The 24028-nt window shown below is 68.4% G+C and carries 36 protein-coding genes, 2 tRNA genes and 1 pseudogene; 11 read left to right on the forward strand and 28 right to left on the reverse strand.

Going from position 1 to position 24028, the window contains the following annotated elements:
* Window positions 1–28 precede the first annotated feature (28 nt).
* Genes TTH_RS08495 through rpsL form a run of 19 tightly spaced genes read right to left on the reverse strand, consistent with a single transcriptional unit; the run spans window position 29 to window position 10740 of the window.
* Window positions 29–214, reverse strand: coding sequence for a type Z 30S ribosomal protein S14 (locus TTH_RS08495; RefSeq protein WP_008633399.1), 186 nt, complete (start codon window positions 212–214; stop codon window positions 29–31).
* Window positions 215–221: 7 nt separating this feature from the next.
* A complete protein-coding gene (rplE, locus tag TTH_RS08500) occupies window positions 222–770 on the reverse strand; it encodes a 50S ribosomal protein L5 (RefSeq protein WP_011228843.1) in 549 nt (182 codons plus the stop codon).
* 3 nt (window positions 771–773) lie between these two features.
* Window positions 774–1106 carry a 50S ribosomal protein L24 gene (gene rplX / locus TTH_RS08505; protein ID WP_011173707.1) on the reverse strand — a complete coding sequence of 111 codons (333 nt, stop codon included), beginning with the start codon at window positions 1104–1106 and terminating at the stop codon, window positions 774–776.
* On the reverse strand, window positions 1106–1474 hold the full coding sequence (gene rplN, locus TTH_RS08510; RefSeq protein ID WP_011228844.1) for a 50S ribosomal protein L14: 369 nt from the start codon (window positions 1472–1474) through the stop codon (window positions 1106–1108). The genes rplX and rplN overlap by 1 nt, the downstream gene beginning before the upstream one ends.
* Window positions 1471–1788 (reverse strand): 30S ribosomal protein S17, encoded by a 318-nt coding sequence (gene rpsQ / locus TTH_RS08515; RefSeq protein ID WP_011228845.1) that lies wholly within the window; start codon window positions 1786–1788, stop codon window positions 1471–1473. Before rpsQ ends, rplN begins: the two co-directional genes overlap by 4 nt.
* The gene (rpmC, locus tag TTH_RS08520) at window positions 1781–1999 is read right to left on the reverse strand and encodes a 50S ribosomal protein L29 (protein WP_008633416.1); all 219 of its coding nucleotides are present in this window, start codon (window positions 1997–1999) and stop codon (window positions 1781–1783) included. The genes rpsQ and rpmC overlap by 8 nt, the downstream gene beginning before the upstream one ends.
* Complete coding sequence (rplP, locus tag TTH_RS08525) at window positions 1986–2411, reverse strand: 50S ribosomal protein L16 (protein WP_011228846.1); 426 nt, start codon at window positions 2409–2411, stop codon at window positions 1986–1988. Before rplP ends, rpmC begins: the two co-directional genes overlap by 14 nt.
* Before the next feature lie 3 nt (window positions 2412–2414).
* The gene (gene rpsC, locus TTH_RS08530) at window positions 2415–3134 is read right to left on the reverse strand and encodes a 30S ribosomal protein S3 (RefSeq protein WP_008633418.1); all 720 of its coding nucleotides are present in this window, start codon (window positions 3132–3134) and stop codon (window positions 2415–2417) included.
* A complete protein-coding gene (rplV, locus tag TTH_RS08535) occupies window positions 3124–3465 on the reverse strand; it encodes a 50S ribosomal protein L22 (RefSeq protein ID WP_011173710.1) in 342 nt (113 codons plus the stop codon). Before rplV ends, rpsC begins: the two co-directional genes overlap by 11 nt.
* 2 nt (window positions 3466–3467) lie before the next feature.
* On the reverse strand, window positions 3468–3749 hold the full coding sequence (gene rpsS / locus TTH_RS08540) for a 30S ribosomal protein S19 (RefSeq protein WP_011173711.1): 282 nt from the start codon (window positions 3747–3749) through the stop codon (window positions 3468–3470).
* A gap of 8 nt (window positions 3750–3757) precedes the next feature.
* The gene (gene rplB, locus TTH_RS08545; RefSeq protein ID WP_011173712.1) at window positions 3758–4588 is read right to left on the reverse strand and encodes a 50S ribosomal protein L2; all 831 of its coding nucleotides are present in this window, start codon (window positions 4586–4588) and stop codon (window positions 3758–3760) included.
* 51 nt (window positions 4589–4639) lie between these two features.
* Entirely contained in the window at window positions 4640–4930 is a 291-nt protein-coding gene (locus TTH_RS08550) for a 50S ribosomal protein L23 (protein ID WP_008633421.1), read from the reverse strand.
* A complete protein-coding gene (rplD, locus tag TTH_RS08555) occupies window positions 4927–5544 on the reverse strand; it encodes a 50S ribosomal protein L4 (protein WP_011173713.1) in 618 nt (205 codons plus the stop codon). The genes TTH_RS08550 and rplD overlap by 4 nt, the downstream gene beginning before the upstream one ends.
* An 11-nt stretch (window positions 5545–5555) precedes the next feature.
* Window positions 5556–6176, reverse strand: coding sequence for a 50S ribosomal protein L3 (gene rplC / locus TTH_RS08560; protein ID WP_011173714.1), 621 nt, complete (start codon window positions 6174–6176; stop codon window positions 5556–5558).
* Window positions 6173–6490: a 30S ribosomal protein S10 gene (rpsJ, locus tag TTH_RS08565; RefSeq protein WP_008633424.1), complete on the reverse strand. Its 318-nt coding sequence runs from the start codon at window positions 6488–6490 to the stop codon at window positions 6173–6175. Before rpsJ ends, rplC begins: the two co-directional genes overlap by 4 nt.
* A gap of 8 nt (window positions 6491–6498) precedes the next feature.
* Window positions 6499–7719, reverse strand: coding sequence for an elongation factor Tu (gene tuf, locus TTH_RS08570; protein ID WP_011228847.1), 1221 nt, complete (start codon window positions 7717–7719; stop codon window positions 6499–6501).
* A gap of 57 nt (window positions 7720–7776) precedes the next feature.
* A complete protein-coding gene (gene fusA / locus TTH_RS08575) occupies window positions 7777–9852 on the reverse strand; it encodes an elongation factor G (protein WP_011228848.1) in 2076 nt (691 codons plus the stop codon).
* A 2-nt stretch (window positions 9853–9854) separates the two neighbouring features.
* Entirely contained in the window at window positions 9855–10325 is a 471-nt protein-coding gene (rpsG, locus tag TTH_RS08580) for a 30S ribosomal protein S7 (protein WP_008633429.1), read from the reverse strand.
* 7 nt (window positions 10326–10332) lie between these two features.
* Window positions 10333–10740, reverse strand: coding sequence for a 30S ribosomal protein S12 (rpsL, locus tag TTH_RS08585; protein WP_008633430.1), 408 nt, complete (start codon window positions 10738–10740; stop codon window positions 10333–10335).
* 190 nt (window positions 10741–10930) lie between these two features.
* On the opposite strand from rpsL, the gene TTH_RS08590 reads away from it, so the two are divergent.
* Genes TTH_RS08590 through TTH_RS08610 form a run of 5 tightly spaced genes read left to right on the forward strand, consistent with a single transcriptional unit; the run spans window position 10931 to window position 13491 of the window.
* Window positions 10931–12046: a M20 family metallopeptidase gene (locus tag TTH_RS08590; protein ID WP_164926069.1), complete on the forward strand. Its 1116-nt coding sequence runs from the start codon at window positions 10931–10933 to the stop codon at window positions 12044–12046.
* Window positions 12043–12519, forward strand: a complete 477-nt coding sequence (locus TTH_RS08595) for a YbaK/EbsC family protein (RefSeq protein ID WP_011228850.1) — start codon at window positions 12043–12045, stop codon at window positions 12517–12519. Before TTH_RS08590 ends, TTH_RS08595 begins: the two co-directional genes overlap by 4 nt.
* 2 nt (window positions 12520–12521) lie before the next feature.
* Window positions 12522–12794, forward strand: a complete 273-nt coding sequence (locus tag TTH_RS08600; RefSeq protein WP_011173720.1) for a hypothetical protein — start codon at window positions 12522–12524, stop codon at window positions 12792–12794.
* Between the two features lie 11 nt (window positions 12795–12805).
* Window positions 12806–13090, forward strand: a complete 285-nt coding sequence (locus TTH_RS08605) for a hypothetical protein (RefSeq protein ID WP_011173721.1) — start codon at window positions 12806–12808, stop codon at window positions 13088–13090.
* Window positions 13091–13092: 2 nt separating this feature from the next.
* Entirely contained in the window at window positions 13093–13491 is a 399-nt protein-coding gene (locus TTH_RS08610) for a hypothetical protein (protein ID WP_011228851.1), read from the forward strand.
* A gap of 20 nt (window positions 13492–13511) precedes the next feature.
* Here TTH_RS08610 and TTH_RS08615 read toward each other — a convergent pair whose 3' ends face one another.
* Together TTH_RS08615 and TTH_RS08620 are read right to left on the reverse strand one after the other, a co-directional pair.
* Entirely contained in the window at window positions 13512–14867 is a 1356-nt protein-coding gene (locus tag TTH_RS08615; RefSeq protein ID WP_011173723.1) for an alanine/glycine:cation symporter family protein, read from the reverse strand.
* Window positions 14868–14870: 3 nt separating this feature from the next.
* Complete coding sequence (locus tag TTH_RS08620) at window positions 14871–15653, reverse strand: DUF4388 domain-containing protein (protein ID WP_011228852.1); 783 nt, start codon at window positions 15651–15653, stop codon at window positions 14871–14873.
* Between the two features lie 56 nt (window positions 15654–15709).
* Here TTH_RS08620 and TTH_RS08625 point away from each other — a divergent pair, with 56 nt between their 5' ends.
* Together TTH_RS08625 and TTH_RS08630 are read left to right on the forward strand one after the other, a co-directional pair.
* Window positions 15710–16393: an alpha/beta hydrolase gene (locus TTH_RS08625; protein ID WP_011228853.1), complete on the forward strand. Its 684-nt coding sequence runs from the start codon at window positions 15710–15712 to the stop codon at window positions 16391–16393.
* 12 nt (window positions 16394–16405) lie between these two features.
* On the forward strand, window positions 16406–17152 hold the full coding sequence (locus TTH_RS08630) for a ZIP family metal transporter (protein WP_011228854.1): 747 nt from the start codon (window positions 16406–16408) through the stop codon (window positions 17150–17152).
* Window positions 17153–17170: 18 nt separating this feature from the next.
* On the opposite strand, the gene TTH_RS08635 is transcribed toward TTH_RS08630, so the two are convergent.
* The 5 genes from TTH_RS08635 to TTH_RS08655 form a co-directional block, all read right to left on the reverse strand.
* Window positions 17171–17836, reverse strand: coding sequence for a DNA/RNA nuclease SfsA (locus TTH_RS08635; protein WP_011228855.1), 666 nt, complete (start codon window positions 17834–17836; stop codon window positions 17171–17173).
* A gap of 46 nt (window positions 17837–17882) precedes the next feature.
* Window positions 17883–17975, reverse strand: a tRNA-Ser gene (locus tag TTH_RS08640).
* Between the two features lie 7 nt (window positions 17976–17982).
* A tRNA-Ser gene (locus tag TTH_RS08645) sits at window positions 17983–18073 on the reverse strand.
* A gap of 21 nt (window positions 18074–18094) precedes the next feature.
* Complete coding sequence (locus tag TTH_RS08650; RefSeq protein WP_165446280.1) at window positions 18095–18544, reverse strand: hypothetical protein; 450 nt, start codon at window positions 18542–18544, stop codon at window positions 18095–18097.
* 7 nt (window positions 18545–18551) lie between these two features.
* A complete protein-coding gene (locus TTH_RS08655) occupies window positions 18552–19976 on the reverse strand; it encodes an SWIM zinc finger family protein (protein WP_011228857.1) in 1425 nt (474 codons plus the stop codon).
* Between the two features lie 36 nt (window positions 19977–20012).
* Here TTH_RS08655 and amrS point away from each other — a divergent pair, with 36 nt between their 5' ends.
* The 3 genes and pseudogenes from amrS to TTH_RS08670 all read left to right on the forward strand — a co-directional run bounded on the left by amrS (window position 20013) and on the right by TTH_RS08670 (window position 22423).
* The gene (gene amrS, locus TTH_RS08660; protein WP_011228858.1) at window positions 20013–21065 is read left to right on the forward strand and encodes an AmmeMemoRadiSam system radical SAM enzyme; all 1053 of its coding nucleotides are present in this window, start codon (window positions 20013–20015) and stop codon (window positions 21063–21065) included.
* A pseudogene (amrB, locus tag TTH_RS08665) lies at window positions 21053–21838 on the forward strand (AmmeMemoRadiSam system protein B); the annotation flags it as partial. The gene amrS and the pseudogene amrB, both read left to right, overlap by 13 nt.
* A gap of 30 nt (window positions 21839–21868) precedes the next feature.
* The gene (locus TTH_RS08670; RefSeq protein ID WP_164926100.1) at window positions 21869–22423 is read left to right on the forward strand and encodes a Uma2 family endonuclease; all 555 of its coding nucleotides are present in this window, start codon (window positions 21869–21871) and stop codon (window positions 22421–22423) included.
* On the opposite strand, the gene TTH_RS08675 is transcribed toward TTH_RS08670, so the two are convergent.
* On the reverse strand, window positions 22420–22809 hold the full coding sequence (locus TTH_RS08675) for a hypothetical protein (protein ID WP_011173734.1): 390 nt from the start codon (window positions 22807–22809) through the stop codon (window positions 22420–22422). The genes TTH_RS08670 and TTH_RS08675 overlap by 4 nt on opposite strands.
* Before the next feature lie 51 nt (window positions 22810–22860).
* Here TTH_RS08675 and TTH_RS08680 point away from each other — a divergent pair, with 51 nt between their 5' ends.
* The gene (locus TTH_RS08680) at window positions 22861–23250 is read left to right on the forward strand and encodes a secondary thiamine-phosphate synthase enzyme YjbQ (RefSeq protein WP_011228860.1); all 390 of its coding nucleotides are present in this window, start codon (window positions 22861–22863) and stop codon (window positions 23248–23250) included.
* Here TTH_RS08680 and hemQ read toward each other — a convergent pair.
* Window positions 23247–23996 carry a hydrogen peroxide-dependent heme synthase gene (gene hemQ / locus TTH_RS08685; protein WP_011173736.1) on the reverse strand — a complete coding sequence of 250 codons (750 nt, stop codon included), beginning with the start codon at window positions 23994–23996 and terminating at the stop codon, window positions 23247–23249. The genes TTH_RS08680 and hemQ overlap by 4 nt on opposite strands.
* Between the last annotated feature and the right edge of the window lie 32 nt (window positions 23997–24028).

The raw sequence follows: 24028 nt of genomic DNA on the forward strand, positions 1-24028 counted from the left end.
GGGAGAACCCCCCCGACCGGACCACGGCCTACCAGCTGGCCTTCCGCACCCCGGGAAGCTGCCCCTTGTGGGCGAGCTCCCGCAGGCAGATCCGGCAGAGCCCGAAGAAGCGGTACACGCTCCGGGCGCGGCCGCACCGCACGCAGCGGGTGTAGGCCCGCACCTTGAACTTAGGGGTCCGCTTGGCCTTCTCAATCAGCGCCTTTCTCGCCATCGCAACCTCACTTGCGGAAGGGGAAGCCCAAAAGCTCCAAAAGGGCCCGGGCCTCCTCGTCGGTCTCGGCGGTGGTCACCACCGCGATGTCCATGCCCCGCAGGGCGTCCACCATGTCGTAGGTGATCTCCGGGAAGATGAGCTGCTCCCTCAGGCCCAGGTTGTAGTTGCCCCGGCCGTCAAAGCTGTTGGGGTTGAGCCCCCGGAAGTCGCGGATGCGGGGAAGGGCCACGTTGAGGAGCTTTTCCAGGAAGATCCACATCCGGTCGCGCCGCAGGGTGACCCGGAGGCCGATGGGCATCCCCTTGCGGAGCTTGAAGTTGGAGATGGACTTCTTGGCCCGGGTGACCGCGGGCTTCTGCCCCGTGATGAGGGCGAGCTCCTGGGCCGCCTTCTCCAGGATGCGGGCGTCCTCCTTGGCCTCGCCCAACCCCTGGTTGATGACCACCTTCTCCAGCCTGGGCACCTCCCAGACGTTCTGGTAGCCGAAGCGGCGGATGAGCTCGGGGCGGACCTCCTCGTAGTACTTGCGCTTAAGGGCCACGTCCAAGGGCATACCTCACTCCTCCGTGTCCAGGGCCCCGCCGCACTTGGCGCAGACCCGGATCTTCTTGCCGTTCTCCAGGAACTTCTTCCGCACCCGGGTGGGCTTGCCGCAGGCGGGGCAGATGGGGCGGACCTTGGAGGCGTGCAGGGGGGCCTCCTTCTCAATGAAGCCGCCCTGGGGGTACTTAGGGCTCACCCGCACCGCCTTCTTCACGATGTTGACCCCCTCCACGATGACGGCGTACTTCTTGGGCAAGACCTCCTTCACCTTGCCCACCCGGCCCTTGTACTTGCCGGAGGCCACGAGAACCGTGTCCCCCTTCTTCACGTGCATCTTCACCCGCATTAGAGCACCTCCGGCGCCAGGGAGACGATCTTCATGAAGCCCTTCTCGCGAAGCTCCCGGGCCACGGGGCCGAAGACGCGGGTGCCGCGGGGCTCCAGCTGGTTGTTGATGATCACGGCGGCGTTGTCGTCAAAGCGGATGGCGGAGCCGTCGGGGCGCTTGATCTCCTTCTTGGTGCGCACCACCACGGCCTTGACCACGTCCCCTTCCTTGACCGCCCCCCGGGGGATGGCCTCCTTGACGCTGGCCACGATCACGTCCCCCACGGTGGCGTACTTGGCGTTGGAGCCCTTGAGCACCCGGATGCACATGATCTTCCGGGCCCCGGTGTTGTCGGCCACCTCGAGGTAGGTCTGCGGCTGGATCATGCCTTACCTCCCCGCTTGGAAAGGCTCTCGTAGTTCTGGCGGCGGATGAGGTACTTCTCCACCAGGTCCATCCGGCCCGACTCCACCAGGCGGAGCACCCGGAAACGCTTGCGCTTGGAGATGGGCCGGGACTCAATGATCTCCACCACGTCCCCCAGCTTGTACTTCTCCTCGGGGTCGTGGGCCAGGTACTTCTTGGAGCGCTTGATCACCTTGCCGTAGAGGGGGTGGGGGAACTGGCGCTCCACCAAGACCGTGACGGTCTTCTGCATCTTGTCGCTGACCACCACCCCGGTGAGGACCTTCTTAGGCATTCTGCCTCCTCTTCTCGTTCAAGACCGTAAGGAGCCTGGCGATCTGGCGCTTGAGGTCCCTGATCTTGTGGTTTTGGGAAAGCTGGCCGATGGAGGCCTGGAAGCGGAGCTCCATGAGCTCCCGCTTCTTCTCCCGCACGAGCTTCTCCAGCTCCACGGGGGAGAGCTTCCGGGCCTCCTCCAGCTGCTTCCTCACCTCACTGAGCTTCATCGTAGGCGTCCCTCCTCACGATCTTGGTCTTGATGGGGAGCTTGTGGCCCGCGATGCGCAGGGCCTCCATGGCCTGCTCCTCCGTGACCCCGGCGACCTCAAACATGACCCGGCCGGGCTTCACCACGGCCACGTACCCCTCCACGTTGCCCTTCCCCTTACCCATCCGCACCTCGAGGGGCTTCTTGGTGTAGGGCTTGTCGGGGAAGATGCGGATGAAGATCTTCCCGCCGCGGCGGAAGTGGCGCACCATGGCCACACGGGCGGCTTCAATCTGCTGGGCCGTGATCCAGGCGGGCTCGAGGGCCACGAGGCCATAGTCCCCGAAGGCCACGTAGTCCCCGCCCTTGGTGGCGCCCTTGAGCCGCCCCCGCTGCTGCTTGCGGTACTTCATGCGCCTGGGCATCAGCATGGCTCACTCCTCCTTCTTCACGCGCACGGCAGGGCGACGGCGGCGGGGCCTCTCCTCGGCCTTCGGCAGCTCGGGCCGGGCCTTGGGCTTCTGGCCGCCGATCACCTCGCCCAGGAAGATGTAGGCCTTGACCCCGAGGACGCCGTAGGTGGTCCGGGCCAAGGCAAAGCCGTAGTCTATGTTAGCACGCAGGGTGTGGAGGGGCACCCGCCCCTGGGCGGCCCACTCGGTGCGCGCCTGCTCGGCCCCGCCGATGCGGCCGGAGACGATCACCTTGGCCCCCTTGGCCCCGGACTCCATAACCCGCTGAACCGCCTGCTTGATGGCCCGGCGCACGGCGAAGCGGCGCTCAATCTGCTCCGCCACCCGCTGGGCCACGAGGGGGGCGGAGAGGTTGGGGTTCTGCACCTCCTGGACGTTCAGGGCCACGTTCTTGCCGGTGAGCTTGGCCAGCTCCTCCCGGAGCACCCGGATCCGCTCGCCACCCCGGCCGATGACCACCCCGGGCTTGGCCACGTGGACGGTCACGGCCACGTTGTCGGCGGCCCGCTCAATGTCCACCCGGGCGAGGCCCGCCGAGTAGAGCTCCTTCTCCAAAAGGCCCCGGATCCTCTGGTCTTCGAGGAGCAGGTGGCGGTACTGCTTCTTGCCGGCGTACCAGCGGGACTCCCAGTCCCGGGTGATGCCGAGCCGGAAACCGATGGGGTGGATCTTATTTCCCATGCTTCTCCCCCAGGATCACGGTGATGTGGCTGGTCCTCTTCTTGATGATGTCCGCCCGGCCCCGGGCCCTGGGAAGCACCCGCTTCAGGGCGGGGCCTTCGTCCACGTAGGCCGCCTTCACGTAAAGCCGGTCCTCCAGCATGTCGTGGTTGTTGACCGCGTTGGCGGCGGCGGACTCCAGCACCTTGGCCACGAAGTAAGCCCCCCGCTTGTTGGTGTAGCGCAGGATGTTGCGGGCCTCCTCGAGGCTCTTTCCCCGGATCAGGTCCACCACCAGGCGGACCTTCCGCGGGGAGATGCGCACGTATCGGGCGATCGCTTTCGCTTCCATGGCTACTTCTTCTTGGTGGCCTTGGCCTCTTTGCCGTGCCCCCGGTAGGTCCGGGTGGGGGCGAACTCCCCCAGCTTGTGCCCCACCATGTTCTCGGTGATGTAGACGGGCACGTGCTGCTTGCCGTTGTAGACCGCGATGGTGTGCCCCACCATCTCGGGCACGATGGTGGAGCGGCGGCTCCAGGTCTTGATGAGCCGCTTCTCCCCCTTGGCGTTGAGCTCCAGGACCTTCTCCAAGAGGTGGTCGTCTACGAAGACGCCTTTCTTGAGACTACGCGGCATACCTCACCTCACTTCTTGCGACGGGCGATGATGAAGCGGCTGGAAGGCTTACGCCGCTTCCTGGTCTTGAGCCCCTTGGTCTGCCAGCCCCAAGGCGAGGCGGGAGGACGACCCCGGGGCGCCCGGCCCTCGCCGCCGCCGTGGGGGTGGTCCACCGGGTTCATGGCGGCGCCGCGGACGTGAGGCCTGCGGCCGAGCCAGCGGCTGCGGCCCGCCTTGCCCAGGACGATGTTCTTGTGGTCGGCGTTGCCCACGGCGCCCACCGTGGCGTAGCACTCCCCGTGCACCTTCCTAAGCTCCCCGGAAGGCAGGCGCAGGATCACGTAATCCCCTTCCCTGCCCTGGATCTGGGCGCTGGTCCCGGCGGCGCGGGCCAGCTTGGCCCCCTTCTTGGGCTCAAGCTCCACGGCGTGGACCACGGTGCCCACGGGGATGAAGCGCAGGGGCAGGGCGTTGCCCACCTGAATGGGGGCGTCGGGACCCGCCACCACCTGCTGCCCCACCTGGAGGCCGTCCGGGGCGATGATGTACCGCTTCTCCCCGTCCACGTAGTGGAGCAGGGCGATGCGGGCCGAGCGGTTGGGGTCGTACTCAATGGCCGCCACCTTGGCGGGGATGCCCACCTTGTCCCAGCGCTTGAAGTCAATGATGCGGTACAAGCGCTTGTGGCCGCCGCCGCGGAAGCGCACCGTGATCCGCCCCTGGTTGTTCCGCCCCCCCGTCTTCTTCAGGGGCTTGACCAGGGACTTCTCGGGCTCCGTCTTGGTGATCTCGGAGAAGTCGGCCACCGTCATGAAGCGGCGGCTCGGGGTGTAGGGTTTGAACTTCTTAACGGCCATTTCCTCTTCCTCCTTGCCGGATCAGGGCCGGGCTCCCTTTCCCGGCGAGGTCTAGATGAGGCCCTCCAGGGCCTCAATCTTCTGCCCGGGGGCCACCTGAACGATGGCCTTCTTCCTGTCGGGGCGCTTGCCCAGGTAGCGCCCAAGCCGCTTCTTCTTGCCCCGCACGTGGAGGGTGTTCACCTTGACCACCTTGACCTTGAAGGCCGTCTCCACGGCGTTCTTGATCTCGGTCTTGGTGGCCTTGGGGTGCACCCAGAAGGTGTACTTGCCCTCGGCGAAGCCCGCATAGGCCTTCTCCGAAAGCACCGGGGCCAGGATCACGTCGTAGGCGGTCTTCACGCCTCACCCCCTATGCGGTTCTGGAAGACCTCCCAAGCGTCCAGGTCCATGACCAGCCGCTCCGTACGGACGATGTCGTAGACGTTGAGCCCCTCCGGGGCCAGGGTCACCACCCAGGGCAGGTTGCGGGCCGCCCGGCGGACCAGCTCGTTTCCGGTCACCAGGAGGACGCTCTCGGAGCCGTCCAGGCCCGCCTCCTTGGCCCAGGCCAGGAACTCCTTGGTCTTGCCGTTGACCCCGGCAAACGCCTCCACGAGGAGGAGCTTCCCCTCCCGGGCCCGGTCGGCCACGGCCATGGCGAGCCCCTTCTTCCGGACCTTCTTGGGCAGGGTGTAGCTGTAGTCCCGGGGCTTGGGACCGAAGACCACGCCGCCGCCCACGAAGATGGGGGCGCCGATGTCGCCGTGGCGGGCACGGCCGGTGTGCTTCTGCGGCCAGATCTTCCGGCCGGAGTAGGCCACCTCGCCCCGGGTCTTGGTGCTGGCGGTGCCCCGGCGGCGCTTGGCCAGCTGCCACCGGACCACCTCCCAGAGGAGGTGGGGGTTGATCTCCGCGGGCAGGTCGGCGGCAAGCTCGCGCCTGCCGCTAGGGGAAAGGACGGGAATCTGGTACACCGCTACCTCCTTCACTTGGCCGCCTTCTTGGTCTCGCGGACGATGACCAGGCCGCCGTTGGGACCGGGGACGGCCCCCTTGACCAAAAGCAGGTTCTCCTCGGGGATGACGTCCACCACCTCGAGGTTCATGACCGTCACGCGCTCGGCCCCGTAGTGGCCCGCCATCTTCTTGCCCTTGTAGACGCGACCGGGGGTCTTGCGGTTCCCGATGGAGCCGGGGTGGCGGTGGATCTTGTGGGCGCCGTGGGAGTCGGGGCCGCCCGCGAAGTTCCAGCGCTTCATCACGCCGGCGAAGCCCCGGCCCTTGGAGGTGCCCGTCACGTCCACGCGCTCCCCGGGCTTGAAGATCTCCACCGTGACCGTGTCGCCTTCGGGGTTGAAGTCCCGGATCTCCCGCAGGATGCGCACGGGCTCCACCCCGGCCTTGGCGAAGTGCCCCTTAAGGGGGCGGTTCACCCGCTTGGGGTTTTGGGGAAGGAAGCCCAGCTGCACCGCGGTGTAGCCGTCCTTCTCCGGGGTGCGGCGCTGCACCACGGGGCACGGCCCCGCAAGGATGACCGTGACGGGGACGGCGCGGTCGTCGCGGAAGATGCGGGTCATGCCCACCTTGACGCCCAAGATGCCCTTCACCGGCCACCTCCTACGGTCTTGATCTCAATCTCCACCCCGGTGGGCAGGTCCAGGGTCATGAGCTGCTCAATGGTCTTCCGGTTGGGGTTGATGATGTCCACAAGCCGGTTGTGGGTGCGCAGCTCAAAGTGCTCCCGGGAGTCCTTGTGCTTGAAGGGCCCCCGGATCACGGTGAAGCGGCGCACCCGGGTGGGTAGGGGGATGGGGCCGGAGACCTGGGCCCCGGAACGCCGGGCCGCCTCCACGATCTTCTGGGCCGAGGCGTCCAGGGTCTTGTGGTCAAAACCCCGGAGCTTGATGCGGATCTTGGGCATACCTCACCTCACTCCAGGATCTTGGTGACGACGCCGGCGCCCACGGTCCGCCCACCCTCACGGATGGCAAACCGCAAACCCTCCTCCAGCGCCACCGGCTTGATCAGCTCCACCGTAAACGTCACGTTGTCCCCAGGCATCACCATCTCCACGCCCGGAGGCAACTGCACCACCCCCGTCACGTCCGTCGTCCGAAAGTAAAACTGCGGACGGTACCCCGAAAAAAACCCCGTGTGCCGTCCACCCTCCTCCTTCTTCAACACATACACCGAGGCCTCAAACTTCGTGTGCGGCGTAATGCTCCCAGGCTTCGCCAGCACCTGCCCCCGCTCCACCTCCTCCCGGCTCACACCCCGCAGGAGCACCCCCACATTGTCCCCAGCAATCCCCTCCTGCAAGGTCTTCCGGTGCATCTCCACACCCGTCACCACCGTCCTCCGCGTCTCCGGAGCAAGGCCCACAATCTCCACCTCGTCCCCAACCTTCACCTTGCCCCGCTCAATCCGACCCGTGGCCACCGTCCCACGACCCGTGATCGTAAACACGTCCTCCACCGGCATCAAGAACGGCTTGTCCACGTCCCGCACCGGCGTGGGAATGTACTCGTCAATCGCGTCCAACAGCTCCCAAATCTTGTCCACCCACTCGTTCTCCCCACGCCTCGTCTTCGGGTTCCTGTGCATCTGCTCAAGCGCCAAAAGAGCACTCCCCCGAATCACCGGAACCTCGTCCCCAGGAAACTCGTACTGGTTCAAAAGGTCCCGCACCTCCATCTCCACCAGGTCCAGCAACTCGGGGTCGTCCACCATGTCCACCTTGTTCATGAACACCACAATGTACGGCACCCCCACCTGCCGCGCCAGCAAAATGTGCTCCCGCGTCTGCGGCATCGGCCCGTCCGCCGCCGACACCACAAGGATCGCCCCGTCCATCTGCGCGGCACCCGTGATCATGTTCTTGATGTAGTCCGCGTGCCCAGGGCAATCCACGTGGGAATAGTGCCGCTTCGCCGTCTCGTACTCCACGTGCGCCGTGTTGATCGTAATCCCCCGCGCACGCTCCTCCGGCGCCTTGTCAATGTCCCCGTAGTCCTTAACCTCTACATTCGGGTTCTCCGCCGCCGCCACATACGTCAACGCCGCCGTCAGCGTCGTCTTCCCGTGGTCCACGTGCCCAATCGTCCCCACGTTCACGTGAGGCTTCGTCCGAACAAACTCGCCCTTCGCCATCTCCGTCCTCCTCGCAAGGAAGGGGCGGGCCCTAAAAAGGCCCACCCCGAAGCCGCGCTATTGACCCTTGATGAGCTTCTCCTGGACCTGCTTGGGCACCTCCTGGTAGTGGTCAAAGAACATGACGAAGGAGCCTCGCCCCTGGGTCTTGGAGCGCAGGTCCGTGGCGTAGCCGAACATCTCCGCCAAGGGCACGAAGGCCCGGATCACCTGGGCGTTGCCCCGGGGCTCCATCCCCAGGATCTGCCCCCGCCGGGCGTTCAGGTCGCCGATGACGTCCCCCATGTACTCCTCGGGGGTGGTGACCTCCACCCGCATGATGGGCTCGAGGATCACCGGGTCCCCCTTCTGCACCGCCTCCTTGATGGCCATGGAGCCGGCGATCTTAAAGGCCATCTCGGAGGAGTCCACCTCGTGGTAGGAGCCGTCGTAAAGGGTGACCTTGATGTCCACCACGGGGAAGCCGATAAGGGGCCCGGACTGCATGGCCTCCTCGATCCCCTTCTGCACGGCGGGGATGTACTCCTTGGGGATCACCCCGCCCACGATGGCGTTGACGAACTCAAAGCCCGAGCCCCGGGGGAGGGGCTCCACCTTGATCTTCACGTGGCCGTACTGGCCGCGGCCGCCGGTCTGGCGGATGAACTTGCCCTCCACGTCCACCGGCTTGGTGATGGTCTCCCGGTACGCCACCTGGGGCTTGCCCACGTTGGCGTCCACCTTGAACTCCCGCTTGAGCCGGTCCACGATGATCTCCAGGTGGAGCTCGCCCATCCCACTGATGATGGTCTGGCCGGTCTCGGGGTGGGTGGAGACGCGGAAGGTGGGGTCCTCCTCCGCCAGGCGGGCCAGGGCCTGGGAAAGCTTCTCCTGGTCGGCCTTGGTCTTGGGCTCAATGGCCACGTCAATCACGGGCTCGGGCACCTCAATGGACTCCAGGATCACCCGGGGCGCGTCCTCGCCCACCAGGGTGTCCCCGGTGATCGTCTCCTTGAGGCCCACCACGGCGCCCAGGTCGCCCGCCTTGAGCTCCTCCACCTCCTCCCGGTGGTTGGCGTGCATGCGGAGGAGCCGGGCCACCCGTTCCTTGCGGCCCTTGGTGGTGTTGTAGACGTAGGAGCCCGAGGTGAGGGTCCCCGAGTAGACGCGGATGAAGGTGAGGCGGCCCACGTAGGGGTCGGCCATGATCTTGAAGGCCAAGGCCGCCAAGGGGCCATTGGGGTCGGGGTGGATCTCCACCACCTCGCCCTCAGGGGTGGTGCCCTTGATGGGGGGGATGTCCAAGGGGGAGGGCAGGTAGTCCACCACCGCGTCCAGGAGGAGCTGGACGCCCTTGTTCTTCAGGGCGGAGCCCAGGAAGACGGGGGTGATCTTGAGGTCAATGGTGCCCTTGCGGATGGCGGCCACCAGCTCTTCCTCGGTGGGCTCCTCGCCCTCGAGGTACTTCAGCATGATGTTCTCGTCAAAGTCGGCGGCCACCTCCACGAGCTTCTCGTGGTACTCCCGGGCCTGGTCCAGGTACTCCTCGGGGATGGGGATCTCGCGGATGTCCGTGCCCAGGTCGTTGCCGTAGGTGTAGGCCTTCATCCGGAGGACGTCAATGATCCCCGAGAAGGTGTCCTCCCGGCCGATGGGGAGCTGCATCACCACCGGGCGCGCCCCCAGGCGCTCCTGCATGGTGCGGATCACGAGCCAGAGGTCGGCCCCGGTCTTGTCCATCTTGTTGGCGAAGGCGATGCGGGGGACCTTGTACTTCTCCGCCTGGCGCCAGACGGTCTCCGACTGGGGCTCCACCCCCTGGCTGGAGTCAAAGACCACGATGGCCCCGTCCAGGACCCGCATGGAGCGCTCCACCTCAATGGTGAAGTCCACGTGGCCCGGGGTGTCGATGATGTTGATGCGGTGGTCCTTCCAGAAGCAGGTGGTCACGGCGGCGGTGATGGTGATGCCCCGCTCCCGCTCCTGCTCCATGAAGTCCATGGTGGCGGCGCCCTCGTGGACCTCGCCGATCTTGTGGATCCGGCCCGTGTAGTAGAGGATGCGCTCGGTGGTGGTGGTCTTGCCCGCGTCAATGTGGGCGGCGATGCCGATGTTCCGGAGCCGCTTGAGGTCGTACTCTACCTTGACCGCCATACTCACCACCGGTAGTGGGCGTAGGCCCGGTTCGCCTCGGCCATCCGCTCCACGTCCTCCTTCTTCTTCACCGCCCCGCCCTTACCTTCGGCGGCGTCCATCAGCTCGTGGGCGATGCGCACCGCCGCGCGCCGCTCGGGGCGCTGGTTGGCCGCCTGAACGAGCCACCTCAAGGCCAGGGACTGCTGGCGCCTCGGGGAGACCTCCATGGGGACCTGGTAGTTGGCCCCGCCCACGCGGCGGGAACGGACCTCCATCCGGGGCTTGACGTTCTCCACCGCCTGCTTGAAGACCTTGAGGGGCTCCTGGCCGGTCTTCTCCTGGATGATCTTGCAGGCGTCGTAGAAGATGCGGGCGGCCAGGTTCTTCTTCCCGTCCCGCATGATCTTGTTGATGAAGGCCGTGACCAGCACGTCCCCGTAGACCAGGTCGGGCTGGAGCTGACGGACCTCTGCTCTCCTTCTCCGTGCCATAGCTCACCTACTTCTTGGCCGCGGTCTTGGCCGCCTCCTTGGGCTTCTTGGTCCCGTACTTGGAGCGGCTCTTCTTCCGGTCCTTCACCCCGGCGGCGTCGTAGACCCCGCGCACGATGTGGTAGCGCACGCCCGGCAGGTCCTTCACACGGCCGCCCCGGATGAGGACCACCGAGTGCTCCTGAAGGTTGTGCCCCTCGCCGGGGATGTAGGCGGTCACCTCGTAGCCGGAGGTGAGGCGCACCTTGGCCACCTTACGGAGCGCCGAGTTGGGCTTCTTGGGGGTGACGGTGCGCACCACGGTGCACACCCCCCGGCGGAAGGGCGCCCCCTTCAGCGCCGGAACCTTGCTCTTTTTGCGGACCTTCTCGCGGCCCTTTCGGACGAGCTGATTGATCGTCGGCAGTGCCACCACTCCCTTCTTCTTGGACTTGCCCCCTTGTTCTCAAGATCCCCCCGGAGGGGAACGCCCTCCGTGATGCCCCACACGGGGCCCACCCTCAGGGCCAGGGGCTGGCCCTGAGAGCCCTCAACTGCCCTAGTGTACAGGCAAAACCCTTCCTTGGCAATACCTTCCAAGGCGAGGCCCTGCCATAATGGGGGCCATGGAAAGCCTTCGCTGGATGGAAGCCCGCCTCCCCGAGATCCTCAAGGACCTGGAGGCCTTCGTCCGCCGGGAGTCCCCCTCGGGGGACCTGGAGGGCCTGGAGGCCGCCGCCCGCTTCCTGGAGGAGGCCTTCGGGCCCCTCGAGGGCCGCCTCTCCCGCAAGGACACCCCCGCGGGCCCCGTCCTCCTCCTCAAGCGGGAGGGCGAGGGCGCCCCCGTGCTCCTCCTCTGCCACTACGACACCGTCCACCCCAAGGGGAGCTTCCCCGAGCCCTTCCGCCTGGAGCGGGAGAAGGCCATTGGTCCCGGGGTCTACGACATGAAGGGGGGGATCATCGCCCTCCTCTACGCCCTGCGCTACGCCGAGGCCACGGGGCGGAGGCTTCCCGCCCTCGAGGTCCTCTTCACCCCCGACGAGGAGGTGGGCTCCCCGGAAAGCCGCCCCCTCATTGAGGCCGCCGCCAAGAAGGCCCGGGCGGTGCTGGTCCTGGAACCCCCCACCGCGGAAGGCCACCTGAAGGTGGCCCGCAAGGGGGTAGGGCTTTACCGGCTTAGGGCCATCGGCAAGGCCGCCCACCAGGGGGTGGAGCCGGAGAAAGGGGTGAACGCCATCCTGGAGCTCGCCCACCAGGTCCTCAAGGTGGCGGCCCTGGAGGACCGGGAGAAGGGGACCACCCTGGGGCCGAACCGCATCCGGGGCGGCACGGCCACCAACGTGGTGGCCGAGGAGGCGGAGGTGGAGATTGACCTCAGGGCCTGGACCCTGGAGGAGGTGCAGCGGGTGGAGGAAGGGCTTAAGGCCCTAAAGCCCGTCCTGCCGGGGGCCAGGCTCGTGCTCTCGGGTGGCCTCAACCGCCCCCCCATGGAGCCCACGGAGGCAAGCCTCGCCCTCTTCGCCAAGGCCCGGGCCATCGGGGAGGCCCTTGGCCTGAGGCTCGAGCCCGGCCGGGTGGGCGGGGGGTCGGACGGGAACTTCACCGCCGCCCTGGGAGTGCCCACCCTGGACGGCCTGGGGCTTTTCGGGGGCAACGCCCACCAGAAGACGGAGTACGTGGTGGTGCCGGAGATCCCCCGCCGCACCGCCCTCCTCGCCGAGCTTCTCGCCGCCCTATGAGCCTCTCCCCCTCCGCCCGACGGGTCCAAGGGGCCCTCGAGACCCGGGGCTTCGGCCACCTGAAGGTGGTGGAGCTTCCCGCCTCCACCCGCACCGCCAAAGAGGCCGCCCAGGCCGTGGGGGCGGAGGTGGGGCAGATCGTGAAGAGCCTGGTCTTCGTTGGGGAAAAGGGCGCCTACCTCTTCCTGGTGAGCGGGAAGAACCGGCTGGATCTGGGAAAAGCCACGCGTCTAGTGGGCGGCCCCTTGCGCCAGGCCACGCCGGAGGAGGTGCGGGAGCTCACCGGCTTCGCCATCGGGGGCGTCCCCCCGGTGGGGCACAACACGCCCTTGCCCGCCTACCTGGACGAGGACCTCCTGGGCTACCCCGAGGTCTGGGCGGCCGGAGGCACCCCTAGGGCCCTTTTCCGGGCCACCCCCAAGGAGCTCCTCGCCCTCACCGGGGCCCAGGTGGCGGACCTGAAGGAGGGATAGCCGTGTGGCTTTTCCGCAAAGACCCCCACGTGAAGCCGGAAGGCCCCCTGGCCTTCCGGGTCCGGGTGCGCACGAAAAGCGGGGAGGTGGTGGAGCTCAGGCTCTCCAAGAGCGCGGAGATCTCCCCCACGGAAGAGGGCTACTACGTGCGCAAGGAGATCGTGGCCCCAAAGAGCCTGGACCGGGCGGTGCTGGAGATCTGGTTTGACCGCCGCTACCGCCCCGTGCGCAAGGCCGTTGAGGGAGGCGAGCTCATACCCATTCGGGAATGGTAAAATGGGGCCAAATGGAGAAGGTTCTCCTTGTCCTCGGCCTCTTGGTCATGGTCTACAACCTCCTCTATGGCCTTCGGCTCAAGCGGGCCGTCCCCGGTGGGGTTATCGGGGAAAGAAGCGGGCAGATGCTCTTCCTCATCGCCTTCTTCGCCCTCGCCTACCTGGGGGTCCTGCTCCTCACCTGGAACGAGCCCAGTAGTCTTCTCCTGTTCCTCCTCTCCCTGATCCTCCTCCTGGGAGCGGTCTTCGTTTACCTGGTGCTCCGCCTGGTGGACGCCATCGTGGCCTCCCTGTAGCCATGGTCTTCCGCCGCAACCCTACCCCTCCTGAGATCGAGTGGAAGCCGACCCCGGAGGAGTGGCGGGTCTACGCCCTCTGCGACGGGCGGCGCACGGAGGAGGAGGTGGTCCGGGAAAGCGGCCTGGGAGAGGAGGCCTACGCCATCCTGGCCGCCCTCCTTAAGCGGGGGCTCATCCTGCCCGTGGAGGGGCCAAAGGAGCTCTGCCAGAGGCTGGTGGAGCTCCTCAAAAGCCGGCTCGGCCCCAAGGCCGAGCCCTTCGTGAAGCGGCTGGAGGAGTGCCCAAGCCGGGAAAGCCTCGAGGAGGAGGCCCTGAGGGTGGCCCTCAAGGTGAAGCTCACCCTGGACAAGAAAGCGGGGGAGGAGCTGGAAAAGGCGGTGAGGACCCTCTTCCGCTGAGACCGCCCTAGGCCGTGGCCTTAGCGGGGGGGCACCCAGGGCTCCCCGCGGAAGAAGCCGTAGACCAGGCGTCCCACCACCCCGCCCAGAAGGACCAGCCCCAGGAGGTTGGGAAGGGCCATGAGGCCGTTTAGGGTGTCGGAGACGGCCAAAAAGGCCTCGAGGCCCCCCAAGGGCCCCACGAAGGCGAGGGTGGCGAAGGCGAGGCGGTAGGGCCAGCGAACGCCCTCCCCGAGGAGGAAGGCCGCGGCCTCCTCGCCGTAAAACCCCCAGGAGACCATGGTCCCCAGGGCGAAGACCGCCACGGTGAGGGCGAGGACCACGCCTCCCAAGGGGTGGGCCTGGAAGAGGGCCTGGGCGGCCTCGGCGGCGCCACCCCCTTCCCGCCAAAGCCCGGAGGCGACGAAGGTGAGGGCGGTGAGGGAGGTCACCAGGAAGCTCACGAGCATCTCCGTGACCCCCCAGAACCCCTGGCGCACGGGGTGGTCCACCTGGGCCTGGGCGTGGGCGATGGCGGCCGAGCCCAGCCCCGCCTCGTTGGCGAAGATGCCCCGGCCAAGCCCGGCGTTGATTACGGCGAAGAGGCTGTAGCCCGCGGCCCCGCCCAAGGCCGCCTCCGGGGTGAAGGCGGCCTGGAAGACCAGGGCCAGGGCCTCGGGAATCCTCCCGGCGTAAAGGACGAGGAGGGGCCCCAAGGCCACCAGGAAGAGGAGGAGCTTCAAGGGCACCACCACCTGGGCGAAGCGGGCCACCCGCACGATCCCCCCGCCCAGGACGAGGCCCACCAGAAGGGCGAGGAAGAGGCCCACCAAAGCGGGCGGGGCCCCCAAGGGGGCCAGGGCCCCCCCCACCGCCCCCGCCTGGGAGAGGTTGCCGATGCCAAAAGCGGCCACCGCGGCGAAGAAGGCGAAGAGGTGGCCCAGGAAGCGCAGCCTAGGAAGCCCCCGGGAAAGGTAGTACATGGGCCCGCCGGAAACGGAGCCGTCGGCGAAGCGGCGGCGGTAGTGGACCGCCAGGGTGGCCTCGGCGAACTTCGTGCCGGTGCCGAAGAAGTAGCCCACCCACATCCAGAAGACCGCCCCCGGCCCCCCCACGAGGACCGCCGCCAGCATCCCCAAAAGGTGGCCCGTGCCCAGGGTGGCGGAGAGGGCCACCATGGTGGCCTGGTAGGGGGTGATCTGGCCGCCGAAGCCGTAGGCCCGCTCCCGGATCGCCCCCAGGGTCTCGCTGAAGGCCACCCGCGCCATCCTGAGGGGGGCGCTGAACCAGCGGATCCGGAAGATCACCAGGTAGGCCCCCACCAGGAGGTAGACCAGCTTCATGGGAAAGCCGAAAACGATGCGGTTCAAGGTTTCGTTCCAGGCCAGGATGTCCATGGGCTACACCTCCGGCACGGCCTCCACCTTGTCCCCCCGGCGGAGGCGCAGGCGCTTCAGGTCCTCCTCCATAAGCCCCACCCTCCCCTGGAGGTTGGGCCGGGGGCGGACCTCGAGGACCGCCCCCAGGGGCAGGAGCCGCACCCTAAACCCTCGGCGGATGGCCCGGGCCCACTGGGCGTAGAGGGCCTCGTCCACGTAGGCCACCCCCGAGCCCGGCCCGTAGATGGGGAGGACCACGAGGGGCTCGGGGGGAAGGTCCACCTCGGGGTAGGCCTCCAGGGCCCCCACCTCCAGGAGGGTGCTGAGGACCCGGGCCTGCCGCAACACCCCGGGGGCGAGGAGGACCTCGGCGATCCGCTTCCCCTCCACCCGGGCGAGGAGGCCTAGCGCCTCCGGGGGAAGCTCCACCGCGCTCCCCTCCCGGGGTAGGCGGAGGCGGAGGCCCCAGTCGGCGGGCAGCTTGACCTTCTCCCAGGCGGCCTGGGCCTGGGCGAGCCGGGCCGGGACCTCGAGGCCCCCAAGCAGGGTGGTGTGGGGCGGAAGCGCCTCGGGCTCAAAGACGAAGGGGGCCCGCCTGAGCCCCACCAGGAGGTCCAGGGCCTCCTCCCCTTCCAAGGCCCTCTCCCCCGCCTGGGCCTTGGCGTGGACCACCTGCCCGCCCCGAAGGTAGACCTCGGCCTCCAAAAAAGGGGGACGCAGGTGCAGCCTCCCCGTGCGCCCGGCGCTCATCAGCGCCCCCACCAGGGAGGGAAACGGGAACTCGGCCAGATCCCCCGAAAGCATTCGCCCCACGTTTTACCACGGGCGCACCCTCCCGTCCAGACGGGGTATGCTTAGGCATGCACCTTCTCCTCCTCCACGGCTTCACTTCCCACCCCGTCCTCACCCTCGGCCCCCTGTCGGAAAGGCTTAAGGAGGCGGGGTGGGAGGTGCGCCAGCCCGCCCTGCCGGGCCACGGCACGCGGCCCGAGGACCTCCTAAAGGTGCGCTTTCAGGACTGGCTCCTGGCGGCGGAGGAGGCCTACCTGGAGCTTCCCGAGCCCCGGGGGGTGGTGGGGCTTTCCATGGGGGGGCTTCTCGCCGCCCACCTCGCCGCCCGCCACCCCACAAAGGCCCTCGTGGCCCTGGCCCCCGCCTTCGCCCTGAAAAACCCCTTGGCGCCCTACCTCCACTGGCTCATCCCCCGCTTTCCCGGCCCGCCCTCCATAGAGGACCCGGAGCTCAGGAAGCGCAACCCCAACTACCCCTACTTCCCCACCCGGGCCGTCCTGGAGCTCCTCGCCCTCATGCGCAAGACCCCGGAGGTCCTCCCCCGGGTGAAGGCCCGGGCCCTGGTGGTGGAGGCGGGGAAAGACCGGGTGGTGAAGGGGGTGGACCGGTACTTCGCCCTCTTGGGAAGCCCGAGGAAGGACCACCTCGTCTTCCCGGAAAGCGGCCACGACCTCCTCCTGGACCGGGACCGGGAGGAGGTGGCCCGGGCGGTGCGCGACTGGCTTCTTGCAAGTGATAACTACTTGCAATAAAATGGGCCCGGTATGGAAGGCCTGCCCATCACTCCCTGGACGGTGTTCCTCTACGCCTTCCTCACCGCCGTCGCCACAGGCCTCGGCGCCCTCCCCTTCCTCTTCACCCGCGGGATCACGCGGCGGCACCTCGGCCTCGCCAACGCCGCCGCCGCCGGGCTCATGGTGGCGGCGAGCTTCGGCCTGATCTACGAGGGGGTGAACTACAGCCTGGGGCGGACCCTGGTGGGCGTGGGCCTCGGCCTCCTCTTCATCCTCCTCGCCCACCGCTACCTCGAGGGCCGGGAGGTGAACCTCGGCGACCTCAAGGGCCTGGACGCCCGCAAGGCCCTGATGATGGTGGGCATCATGACCCTTCACTCCTTCGCCGAAGGGGTGGGGGTGGGGGTGGCCTTCGGGGGCGGGGAGGCCCTCGGGGTCTTCATCTCCTTGGCCATCGCCGTGCACAACATCCCCGAGGGACTCGCCATCAGCCTCGTCCTCGTTCCCCGGGGGGTGAGCGTGCTCGGGGCCGCCTTTTGGAGCGTCTTCTCCAGCCTGCCCCAGCCCCTCATGGCCGTGCCCGCCTACCTCTTCGTGGAAACCTTCCAACCCTTCCTGCCGGTGGGGCTTGGCCTCGCCGCCGGGGCCATGATCTGGATGGCCGCGGCCGAGCTCCTCCCCGACGCCCTGAAGGAGGCCGAGGCCGAGGGGGTGGCCACGGTCCTCACCCTCTCCGTGGCCCTGATGGTGGCCTTCCAGATCCTGATCGGGGGCTAAGCGCCCGCGGTGGGGTCCTTAGAGCCAGACCCAGGGGAGGGGGGCCTCGAGGCGGAGGGCCTCCAGGCTCGGCCGAACCCTATAGGCCTCCAGGACCACCCCGGCCTCCCGCGCCGCTTGGGCGGCCTCGAGGAGGGCCCGGTCCGCGGGGTCCAGGGCAAAGGCCTCGGCCAGGGGGTGCTGGACGAGCCAGACGGCGAAGGCCCCGTACCCCTCCCGGGCCAAGGCGGCGAGGAGGCGAAGGTGGCGCGCCCCCCTCGAGGTGGGGGCGTCGGGGAAGAGGGCGAGGGCCCCCTCCAGCCGGTTCGCGTTCTTGGCCTCAAAGAAGGCCTCCCTTCCCCCCACCCGGGCCCAGAAGTCCAGCCTTTCCCCTTGTAGCCCCACCTCCCGCCGCAAGGCCTCCAGGGGTCCGTAGCGCCCGGCGCGAAGGAGCCTTTCCAGAAGGGGCCCCGCCAGGGTGGCGTCCACCCCCACGAGGACGCCTTCCCGCTCCACCAGGTAAAGCCGCCCCCGGGTCTTGGCCGTGGGCCTCGGGTGGTAGTGGCCCCGGGTTCCGGGGAGGAGAAGCTCGGTGAGGCGGCCCGTGTTGGCGAGGTGGAGGGGGCCCACGTCCGCCTCCACCACGAACCGGTTCGCCCGCCGGAGGATCCGGCAGGGAAGGAGGGGAGGAAGGGGAAGCTCCATCCCCCCAAGGCTACAAAAGGGAAGGCCCGGGAGGTCCCGGGCCTTTTGGCGGAGAGGGCGGGATTCGAACCCGCGGCACCGGTTTTCCCGGTGCAACACCTTAGCAGGGTGCCGCCTTCGACCACTCGGCCACCTCTCCAAGCCTTTGGCGGAGGGTGAGGGATTCGAACCCCCGGTGGGCTTCGCGCCCACAGCGGTTTTCAAGACCGCCGCCTTCAACCGCTCGGCCAACCCTCCAAGGTATGGCCGCACCCCCTACTATGCGGGAAAAGGGGGGGCGGTGTCAAGGCTACCGCCGAAGAGGGCCACCGAAATCCGGACCCGCACCACAAACCAGGCGAGGAGGAGGGGCACCCCCAGGGCCAAAAGCCCGTAGATCAGGAAGGCGGGCTTGGCCCCCAGGGGCTCGGGGAAGCCGGGGAAGCGCTCCAAAAGGCAGATGACCATCGGATGGACCAGGTAGATCTGCAGGGAGTAGCGGCCGAGGAAGCAGGCGAAACTCCGGTAGAAGGAGGCCCCCAGGACCAGGGTGGTCATGAAGAGGAAGGCGGGCACCGCGAAGTGCAGGGTGCGGTTCACCCCCGCCAGAAGGAGCCACTCGGGACTCCCCTGGGGCAACTCCCGCAGGAACCGGCCCGTCACGTGGTACAGGACCACCTCGAGGATGGCGAGCCCCCGGAAAACCTCCACCCAGGGAAGGCGCTCCACGGGCTCATTATGGGTGAGGTTCATGAGGACTCCCCAAGAGGGGGGCGAGCTCCTCCCGCAGGGCCCGCCTTCGGGGATAGGCCCGAACCAGGCCCCAAGCGGCCTCCCGGGCCCTCTTGGGGTCCAGGCGGGCAAGCCGCCCAAGAAGCCCCGCCGCCTCCCGGTAGGCCGCCCGCCCCCCCGCCTCCACCCGGGCCTTGGCCGCCTCCAGGTAAAGCCGGGCCGCCTCCTGGGGAAGCCTCTCCTCCAGGACCGCGGCGAGGGCGGGGTAGGCCTCCGGGGAAGCCCGCTTGAGGAGGCGGTCCAGGGCCTTCCAGTCCTCCTCCAGGAGGTGGATGCGGGCGAGGAGGGCGGGGTCTTGCACCTGGCGCAGGAGGCGGGGCCGCTCCTCGGCGAAGCCCCGGCCCAGCTTGGCCTTGAGGGCCAGGTAGTCCTCGAGGTTAGGCCTCAGGCGAAAGCGGGCCCGGTGGTCCCCCACCCCGCCCCGGTGGGCCACGAGGAGGTCCAGGAGGGGAAGGAGCCTTGGGTCCCTGCCGAACCAGGCCACGGCCTCCTCGGCGTACCGCAGGGCCTCCTCCCGCCTGCCCAGGCGCAAGAGGCGCTCCACGAAGGCCAGGTAGTCCTCCACCCCCTCAAGCCCCTCCCGCAAGACCCCCAAGGCCTCCTCCTCCCGCCCGAGCCGGAAGAGGAGCTCCGCCTTAAGGGCGCGCTTCAGGGGCTCCCCCCCCGCAAGGAGGGCCAGGGCCTTCTCCGGCGCCTTCTCCCCCAGGGCCAGGAAGGCCTCCCCCAGGGCCTCAAAGGGGTGGCGGAGGTAGAGCTTGAGGAGGAAGGCAAGCTCCCCTCCAAGGTCCAGGTAGCGGCGGAGGACCGGCCCGAGGTAAGGCCCGGGGTCAAAGGGAGCCTCGAGGAGGGCCTCCAGAAAGGCCGCCACCTCCTCCCTCCCCGCCTGGGGGAGGCTAAGGAGAAGCGCCTTGGCCTCCTCCTCCCCCCCGCCCAGGCGAAAGGCCTGCCTTAGGCGCCGAACCCCTTCGGCAAAAACCTCCTCGGGAGAAAGGAGCTCCTTGAGAAGGAAGGCCACCTCGGGCAGGGTGGCAAGCCGCAGGAGAAGCCCCTTGGCCTCCTCGGGGGAGAGGGCCTCGAGGCGGGGCCACAGGTCCTCAGGCCGCCTTTCTAGGTAAGCGTAGAGGAGGGCGGCCGCGTGCTTGCAGGGAAAGAAGGGGTAGGGGCAGGTGCAGCTCCCCACAAGCCCCGGCCCCACCTCCACCCGGTAGGGCCTGGGCTCCGAGCCCTGCACCTCCCCCAAAAGCCTCTCCCCCACCCGGAAGACCCGCCTCACCCGGCCCTCCCTGGCGTAGGCCAGGCCCCGGCGGAGGACCTCCTCGGGGAAAAAGGCGGCGAAGTCCTCCTCCTTCTCCGGGGGAAAAAGCGCCACGGCCCCAGTTTGCTACAATGAGACCAGCGGTATCAAATGACCCTGGCCGCCACCCTAAGGGAAGCAGACCTCTTCCGCTCCCTTCCCAAAGGCTTTGTCCAGTGCCGGGCCTGCGCCCACTACTGCGCCCTCCCCGAGGGCGGGGCGGGGAAGTGCGGGGTGCGGCGCAACCTCGGGGGTAGGCTCTACCTGGTCACCTACGGCAAGGCGGCCGCCCTTCACCTGGACCCGGTGGAGAAGAAGCCCCTCTACCACTTCCACCCCGGGGAAGGCATCCTCTCCGTGGGCACCGTGGGGTGCAACCTTTTCTGCGCCTTCTGCCAGAACTGGCAGATCTCCCAGTTCCGGGAGTTTCGGGTCTCCCCGGAAGGGCGCCTGGACCGCCCCATCGGCGAGGACTGGCCCCCGAAGCGCCTCGTGGCGGAGGCAGAGGCCCTGGGCGTGAGGCTTCTCGCCTACACCTACAACGAGCCCGCCGTCTGGATAGAGTACGCCCACGACACCGCCCGCCTGGCCAAGGCCCGGGGGATGAAGAACGTCTTCGTGACGAGCGGGTTTGAGACCAAAGAGGCCTGGGACTACATCAGGCCCCACCTGGACGCGGCCAACGTGGACCTGAAGGGCTTCACGGAGAAGTTCTACCGGGAGGTCTGTGGGGCCCGGCTCAAGCCCGTGCTGGAAAGCCTGGGACACCTGGTGGCGAGCGGGGTGTGGGTGGAGGTCACCACGCTTCTCCTGGAGGGCTATAACGACTCGGACGAGGAGGTCCGGGCCATGGCCCGCTTCCTCAAGGGGCTCTCCCCCGACATCCCCTGGCACCTCACCGCCGCCCATCCCGACTACCGCATGCTGGACCTGAGGTCCACCCGGCACGCCACCCTGGTCCGGGCCCACGCCATCGCCAAGGAGGAGGGCCTGAGGTTCGTGTACGTGGGCAACGTCCTGGACGAGGAAAGGAACTCCACTTATTGCCCCAACTGCGGCAGGCTCCTGGTGCGCCGGCGGGGCTACCGGGTGGAGGCCCTGTGGGAGGCCCCGGGGGTCTGCCCCGGGTGCGGCCAGCGCATCCCCGGCGTATGGACCTGGTGAGGCCCCCTCAGGTGGCGGGGTATTTTTACCCCGGGGAAAAGGCGGCCCTGAAGGAGGAGGTGAAAGCCCTCCTGGCCGGGGCCCGCACCCCGCCCCTACCCGGGGTCCGGGGGGTCCTCTCCCCCCATGCGGGCTACGCCTACGCCGGCAGGGTGATGGCGGAAGCCTTCCGGGCCCTCTCCGCCTGGCGGGGAAAGGCGAGGCGGGTTTTCCTCCTGGGTCCAAGCCACTTCGTGGCCTTCCCCGGGGTGGCCTTCTTCCCCTACCGGGCCTGGCGCACCCCCTTGGGGGAGGTGGCGGTGGACCTGGAGGGGGGGAGGAGGCTTCTCGGCCAAGGAGCGCCCTTTCGCGCCTACCGGGAGCCCTTCCTGGAGGAGCATAGCCTCGAGGTCCTCCTCCCCTTCCTCCAGGTGGCCCTCCCCCAAACCCCCATCCTCCCCCTCCTCTTCGGGGAGGTGGACCCAGGGGAGGTGGCGGAGGCCCTCCTCCCGGAACTGGGCCCAAAGGACCTGGTGGTGGCCTCCAGCGACCTCTCCCACTACCACCCCGACCCCGTGGCCCGGAGGCTGGACGCCAAGACCCTAAAGCGGGCCCTGGCCTTGGACGCCGAGGGGGTGGCCCAAGGGGAGGCCTGCGGCCGGCTCCCCTGGAGCACCCTCACCGCCTTGGCCCGGGCCCTGGGGTGGAAACCCCGGCTCCTCGCCTACGCCACCAGCGCCGAGGCCAGGGGAGGGCGGGAGCGGGTGGTGGGGTATGGAGCCTTGGCCTATGTATGGAGCCTTGGCCTATGTAGGATGAAGGAGATGACCCCGGTGCGTCGTCGCTTCAGCGTGGAGGAGTTCCACCGCATGGCCCGGGCGGGCCTCCTCGGGGAAGACGACCGGGTGGAGCTCCTGGAAGGGGAGATCTGGCAGATGAGCCCCATCGGTAGCCGCCACGCCGCCTGCCTCCGCCGCCTCCGCCGCCTCTTCACCCCCTTGGAAACCCAAGGCCTATGCCTCCTCGCCGTGCAGGACCCCCTGCGCCTAAGCCCCCATAGCGAGCCCCAGCCCGACCTCCTCCTCCTCAAGCCCCGGGAGGATCTCTACGCCGAAGCCCACCCGGGCCCCGAAGACGTCCTCCTCTTGGTGGAGGTGGCCGACGCCTCGGGGGCCTACGACCGGGAGGTGAAGGCCCCCCTCTACGCCCGGCACGGGGTCCAGGAGGTCTGGGTGGTGGACCTCGTGGAGGGAAGGGTCCACCGCTTCCTGGACCCTTCCCCCGGGGGCTACCGGGAACACCACGTCCTGGGCCCCGGGGACACCCTCTCCCCCAGGGCCTTCCCCGGGCTCTCCGTGTCCGTGGCCTCCCTCCTCTAAAGCCGCACCAGGGGCCGGAACCAGGGGACGGAGAGGAGGAGCACCCCCAGGGCCAGGCCGAAAAGAAGCCTGGCCCCGGGCTTCCCTCTCCGCGCCCGGGCAAGCCCCGCGTGGGCCAGGCCCAGGGCCACAAGCCCCCCCACCCAGTGCTCCGCCGCGAAGAAGCGGGCCTCCCCTCCGGCCCGCATGGCCTCCCCAAAGGCGGCGAGGAGCCCTTGGAAATAGGGGCTCACGAAGGCCAGGATCACCCCCAGGACCACCTGCAGGGTGAGGGCGTGGGCGAAGAGGGCGCCGGGCCTAGGCTCCGGGCGGAAGAGGGCCCAGAGGCCAAAGAAAAGGACCAGCCAGCGCACCAGGTTGTGCAGGGCGAGCACCGCCTCGTACATGGGGAGAGTCTACCCCGGCTCCCAAGGCGCCCAGTGTGGCATCATGCCCATATGGAAGGCGTGGTGCGCCTCGAGGTCCCCACCCCCGAGGAGGGGTTCGTGAACATCACCCGCAAGGTGGAGGCGGCCCTCTCGGGCCATACGGGCTTGGTCTACCTCTTCGTCCCCCACACCACCTGCGGCCTTACGGTCCAGGAAGGGGCCGACCCCACGGTGGCCCAGGACCTCTTAGGCCGGCTCGCCGAGCTCGCCCCCCGGCACCGCCCCCAGGACCGGCACCTAGAGGGGAACTCCCACGCCCACCTCAAGAGCCTCCTCACCGGGGTCCACCTCCTCCTCCTGGCGGAGAAGGGGCGGCTGAGGCTTGGGCGCTGGCAGCAGGTCTTCCTGGCGGAGTTTGACGGCCCCCGGGTGCGGGAGGTCTGGGTGCGCCTCCTCTAAAGCCCGAGGAAGGCCCGCAGGGCCTCCTCATCCAGGTACTTGCCCACGAAGAAGGGGCCGAACTCCCCGTAGCGGGCGGAGACCTCGTCAAAGCGCATCTCGTAGACGATCTTCTTGAACTGGACGGGGTCCTCGCTGAAAAGGTCCACCCCCCACTCCCAGTCGTCCAGGCCCTGGGCCCCGCTGATGACCTGCATCACCTTTCCCTGGTACTTCCTCCCCGTCTCCCCGTGGGCCTTCATGAGGCTCGCCCGCTCCTTGGCCGGAAGCATGTACCAGTTGTCCTGGCCCTGGCGCCGCTTGTTCATGGGGTAGAAGCAGACGTACCCCGATTTGGGAACCCTCGGGGTGAGGCGGGGCTTGACGTAGGGGGACTCGGGGTCTAGGGGCTTCTCCTGGCTTCCCAGCTCCACCACGGAGTAGAAGCTGTAGCTCCGCCCCAGGTACCGGGCGAAGGCGGAGCGGGAAAGACGGGCCTCCGCCTCCAGAAGGGGGTCAAGCCCGGGGCGGAGGTTGAGGAAGAGGAGGTCGGCCTTGTGGCCCACCACCTGGTAGATGCCGTAGGAACCCTGGCCCGCCTCCTCCAGCTCCCGCCACTCCCGCACCAGGCCTTTAAGCTCCTCCCAGGCGTCCTCCCGGGCCTCCAAGGGGGCGGAGAACCAGCGGGCGAAGTCCAAGAGGCGGAAGTCGTGGAGGACGTGCCAGCCCTCGAGGGTGTGGGTGGGTTCGGGAACGTGCCGCTCCATCTCCCCCACTATAGCTCCGGTATACTTGGCCC

Source organism: Thermus thermophilus HB8, assembly GCF_000091545.1.
In the GTDB taxonomy this organism is placed as follows: Bacteria; Deinococcota; Deinococci; order Deinococcales; family Thermaceae; genus Thermus; species Thermus thermophilus.

Coding starts and splice junctions, on each gene's coding strand:
- TTH_RS08610 (WP_011228851.1), top strand. CDS start 13,093: ATGGTCTTCCGCCGCAACCCTACCCCTCCTGAGATCGAGTGGAAGCCG.
- TTH_RS08635 (WP_011228855.1), bottom strand. CDS start 17,836: ATGGAGCTTCCCCTTCCTCCCCTCCTTCCCTGCCGGATCCTCCGGCGG.
- rplP (WP_011228846.1), bottom strand. CDS start 2,411: ATGCTGATGCCCAGGCGCATGAAGTACCGCAAGCAGCAGCGGGGGCGG.
- TTH_RS08630 (WP_011228854.1), top strand. CDS start 16,406: ATGGAAGGCCTGCCCATCACTCCCTGGACGGTGTTCCTCTACGCCTTC.
- rplE (WP_011228843.1), bottom strand. CDS start 770: ATGCCCTTGGACGTGGCCCTTAAGCGCAAGTACTACGAGGAGGTCCGC.
- TTH_RS08495 (WP_008633399.1), bottom strand. CDS start 214: ATGGCGAGAAAGGCGCTGATTGAGAAGGCCAAGCGGACCCCTAAGTTC.
- TTH_RS08680 (WP_011228860.1), top strand. CDS start 22,861: ATGGAAGGCGTGGTGCGCCTCGAGGTCCCCACCCCCGAGGAGGGGTTC.
- rpmC (WP_008633416.1), bottom strand. CDS start 1,999: ATGAAGCTCAGTGAGGTGAGGAAGCAGCTGGAGGAGGCCCGGAAGCTC.
- rpsJ (WP_008633424.1), bottom strand. CDS start 6,490: ATGCCCAAGATCCGCATCAAGCTCCGGGGTTTTGACCACAAGACCCTG.
- TTH_RS08625 (WP_011228853.1), top strand. CDS start 15,710: ATGCACCTTCTCCTCCTCCACGGCTTCACTTCCCACCCCGTCCTCACC.
- rpsG (WP_008633429.1), bottom strand. CDS start 10,325: ATGGCACGGAGAAGGAGAGCAGAGGTCCGTCAGCTCCAGCCCGACCTG.
- rplN (WP_011228844.1), bottom strand. CDS start 1,474: ATGATCCAGCCGCAGACCTACCTCGAGGTGGCCGACAACACCGGGGCC.
- fusA (WP_011228848.1), bottom strand. CDS start 9,852: ATGGCGGTCAAGGTAGAGTACGACCTCAAGCGGCTCCGGAACATCGGC.
- TTH_RS08595 (WP_011228850.1), top strand. CDS start 12,043: ATGAGCCTCTCCCCCTCCGCCCGACGGGTCCAAGGGGCCCTCGAGACC.
- rpsQ (WP_011228845.1), bottom strand. CDS start 1,788: ATGCCTAAGAAGGTCCTCACCGGGGTGGTGGTCAGCGACAAGATGCAG.
- TTH_RS08615 (WP_011173723.1), bottom strand. CDS start 14,867: ATGGACATCCTGGCCTGGAACGAAACCTTGAACCGCATCGTTTTCGGC.
- rplV (WP_011173710.1), bottom strand. CDS start 3,465: ATGGAAGCGAAAGCGATCGCCCGATACGTGCGCATCTCCCCGCGGAAG.
- TTH_RS08675 (WP_011173734.1), bottom strand. CDS start 22,809: ATGTACGAGGCGGTGCTCGCCCTGCACAACCTGGTGCGCTGGCTGGTC.
- hemQ (WP_011173736.1), bottom strand. CDS start 23,996: ATGGAGCGGCACGTTCCCGAACCCACCCACACCCTCGAGGGCTGGCAC.
- TTH_RS08605 (WP_011173721.1), top strand. CDS start 12,806: ATGGAGAAGGTTCTCCTTGTCCTCGGCCTCTTGGTCATGGTCTACAAC.
- TTH_RS08590 (WP_164926069.1), top strand. CDS start 10,931: ATGGAAAGCCTTCGCTGGATGGAAGCCCGCCTCCCCGAGATCCTCAAG.
- TTH_RS08620 (WP_011228852.1), bottom strand. CDS start 15,653: ATGCTTTCGGGGGATCTGGCCGAGTTCCCGTTTCCCTCCCTGGTGGGG.
- rplB (WP_011173712.1), bottom strand. CDS start 4,588: ATGGCCGTTAAGAAGTTCAAACCCTACACCCCGAGCCGCCGCTTCATG.
- rpsC (WP_008633418.1), bottom strand. CDS start 3,134: ATGGGAAATAAGATCCACCCCATCGGTTTCCGGCTCGGCATCACCCGG.
- rpsS (WP_011173711.1), bottom strand. CDS start 3,749: ATGCCGCGTAGTCTCAAGAAAGGCGTCTTCGTAGACGACCACCTCTTG.
- amrS (WP_011228858.1), top strand. CDS start 20,013: ATGACCCTGGCCGCCACCCTAAGGGAAGCAGACCTCTTCCGCTCCCTT.
- TTH_RS08670 (WP_164926100.1), top strand. CDS start 21,869: ATGACCCCGGTGCGTCGTCGCTTCAGCGTGGAGGAGTTCCACCGCATG.
- tuf (WP_011228847.1), bottom strand. CDS start 7,719: ATGGCGAAGGGCGAGTTTGTTCGGACGAAGCCTCACGTGAACGTGGGG.
- rplX (WP_011173707.1), bottom strand. CDS start 1,106: ATGCGGGTGAAGATGCACGTGAAGAAGGGGGACACGGTTCTCGTGGCC.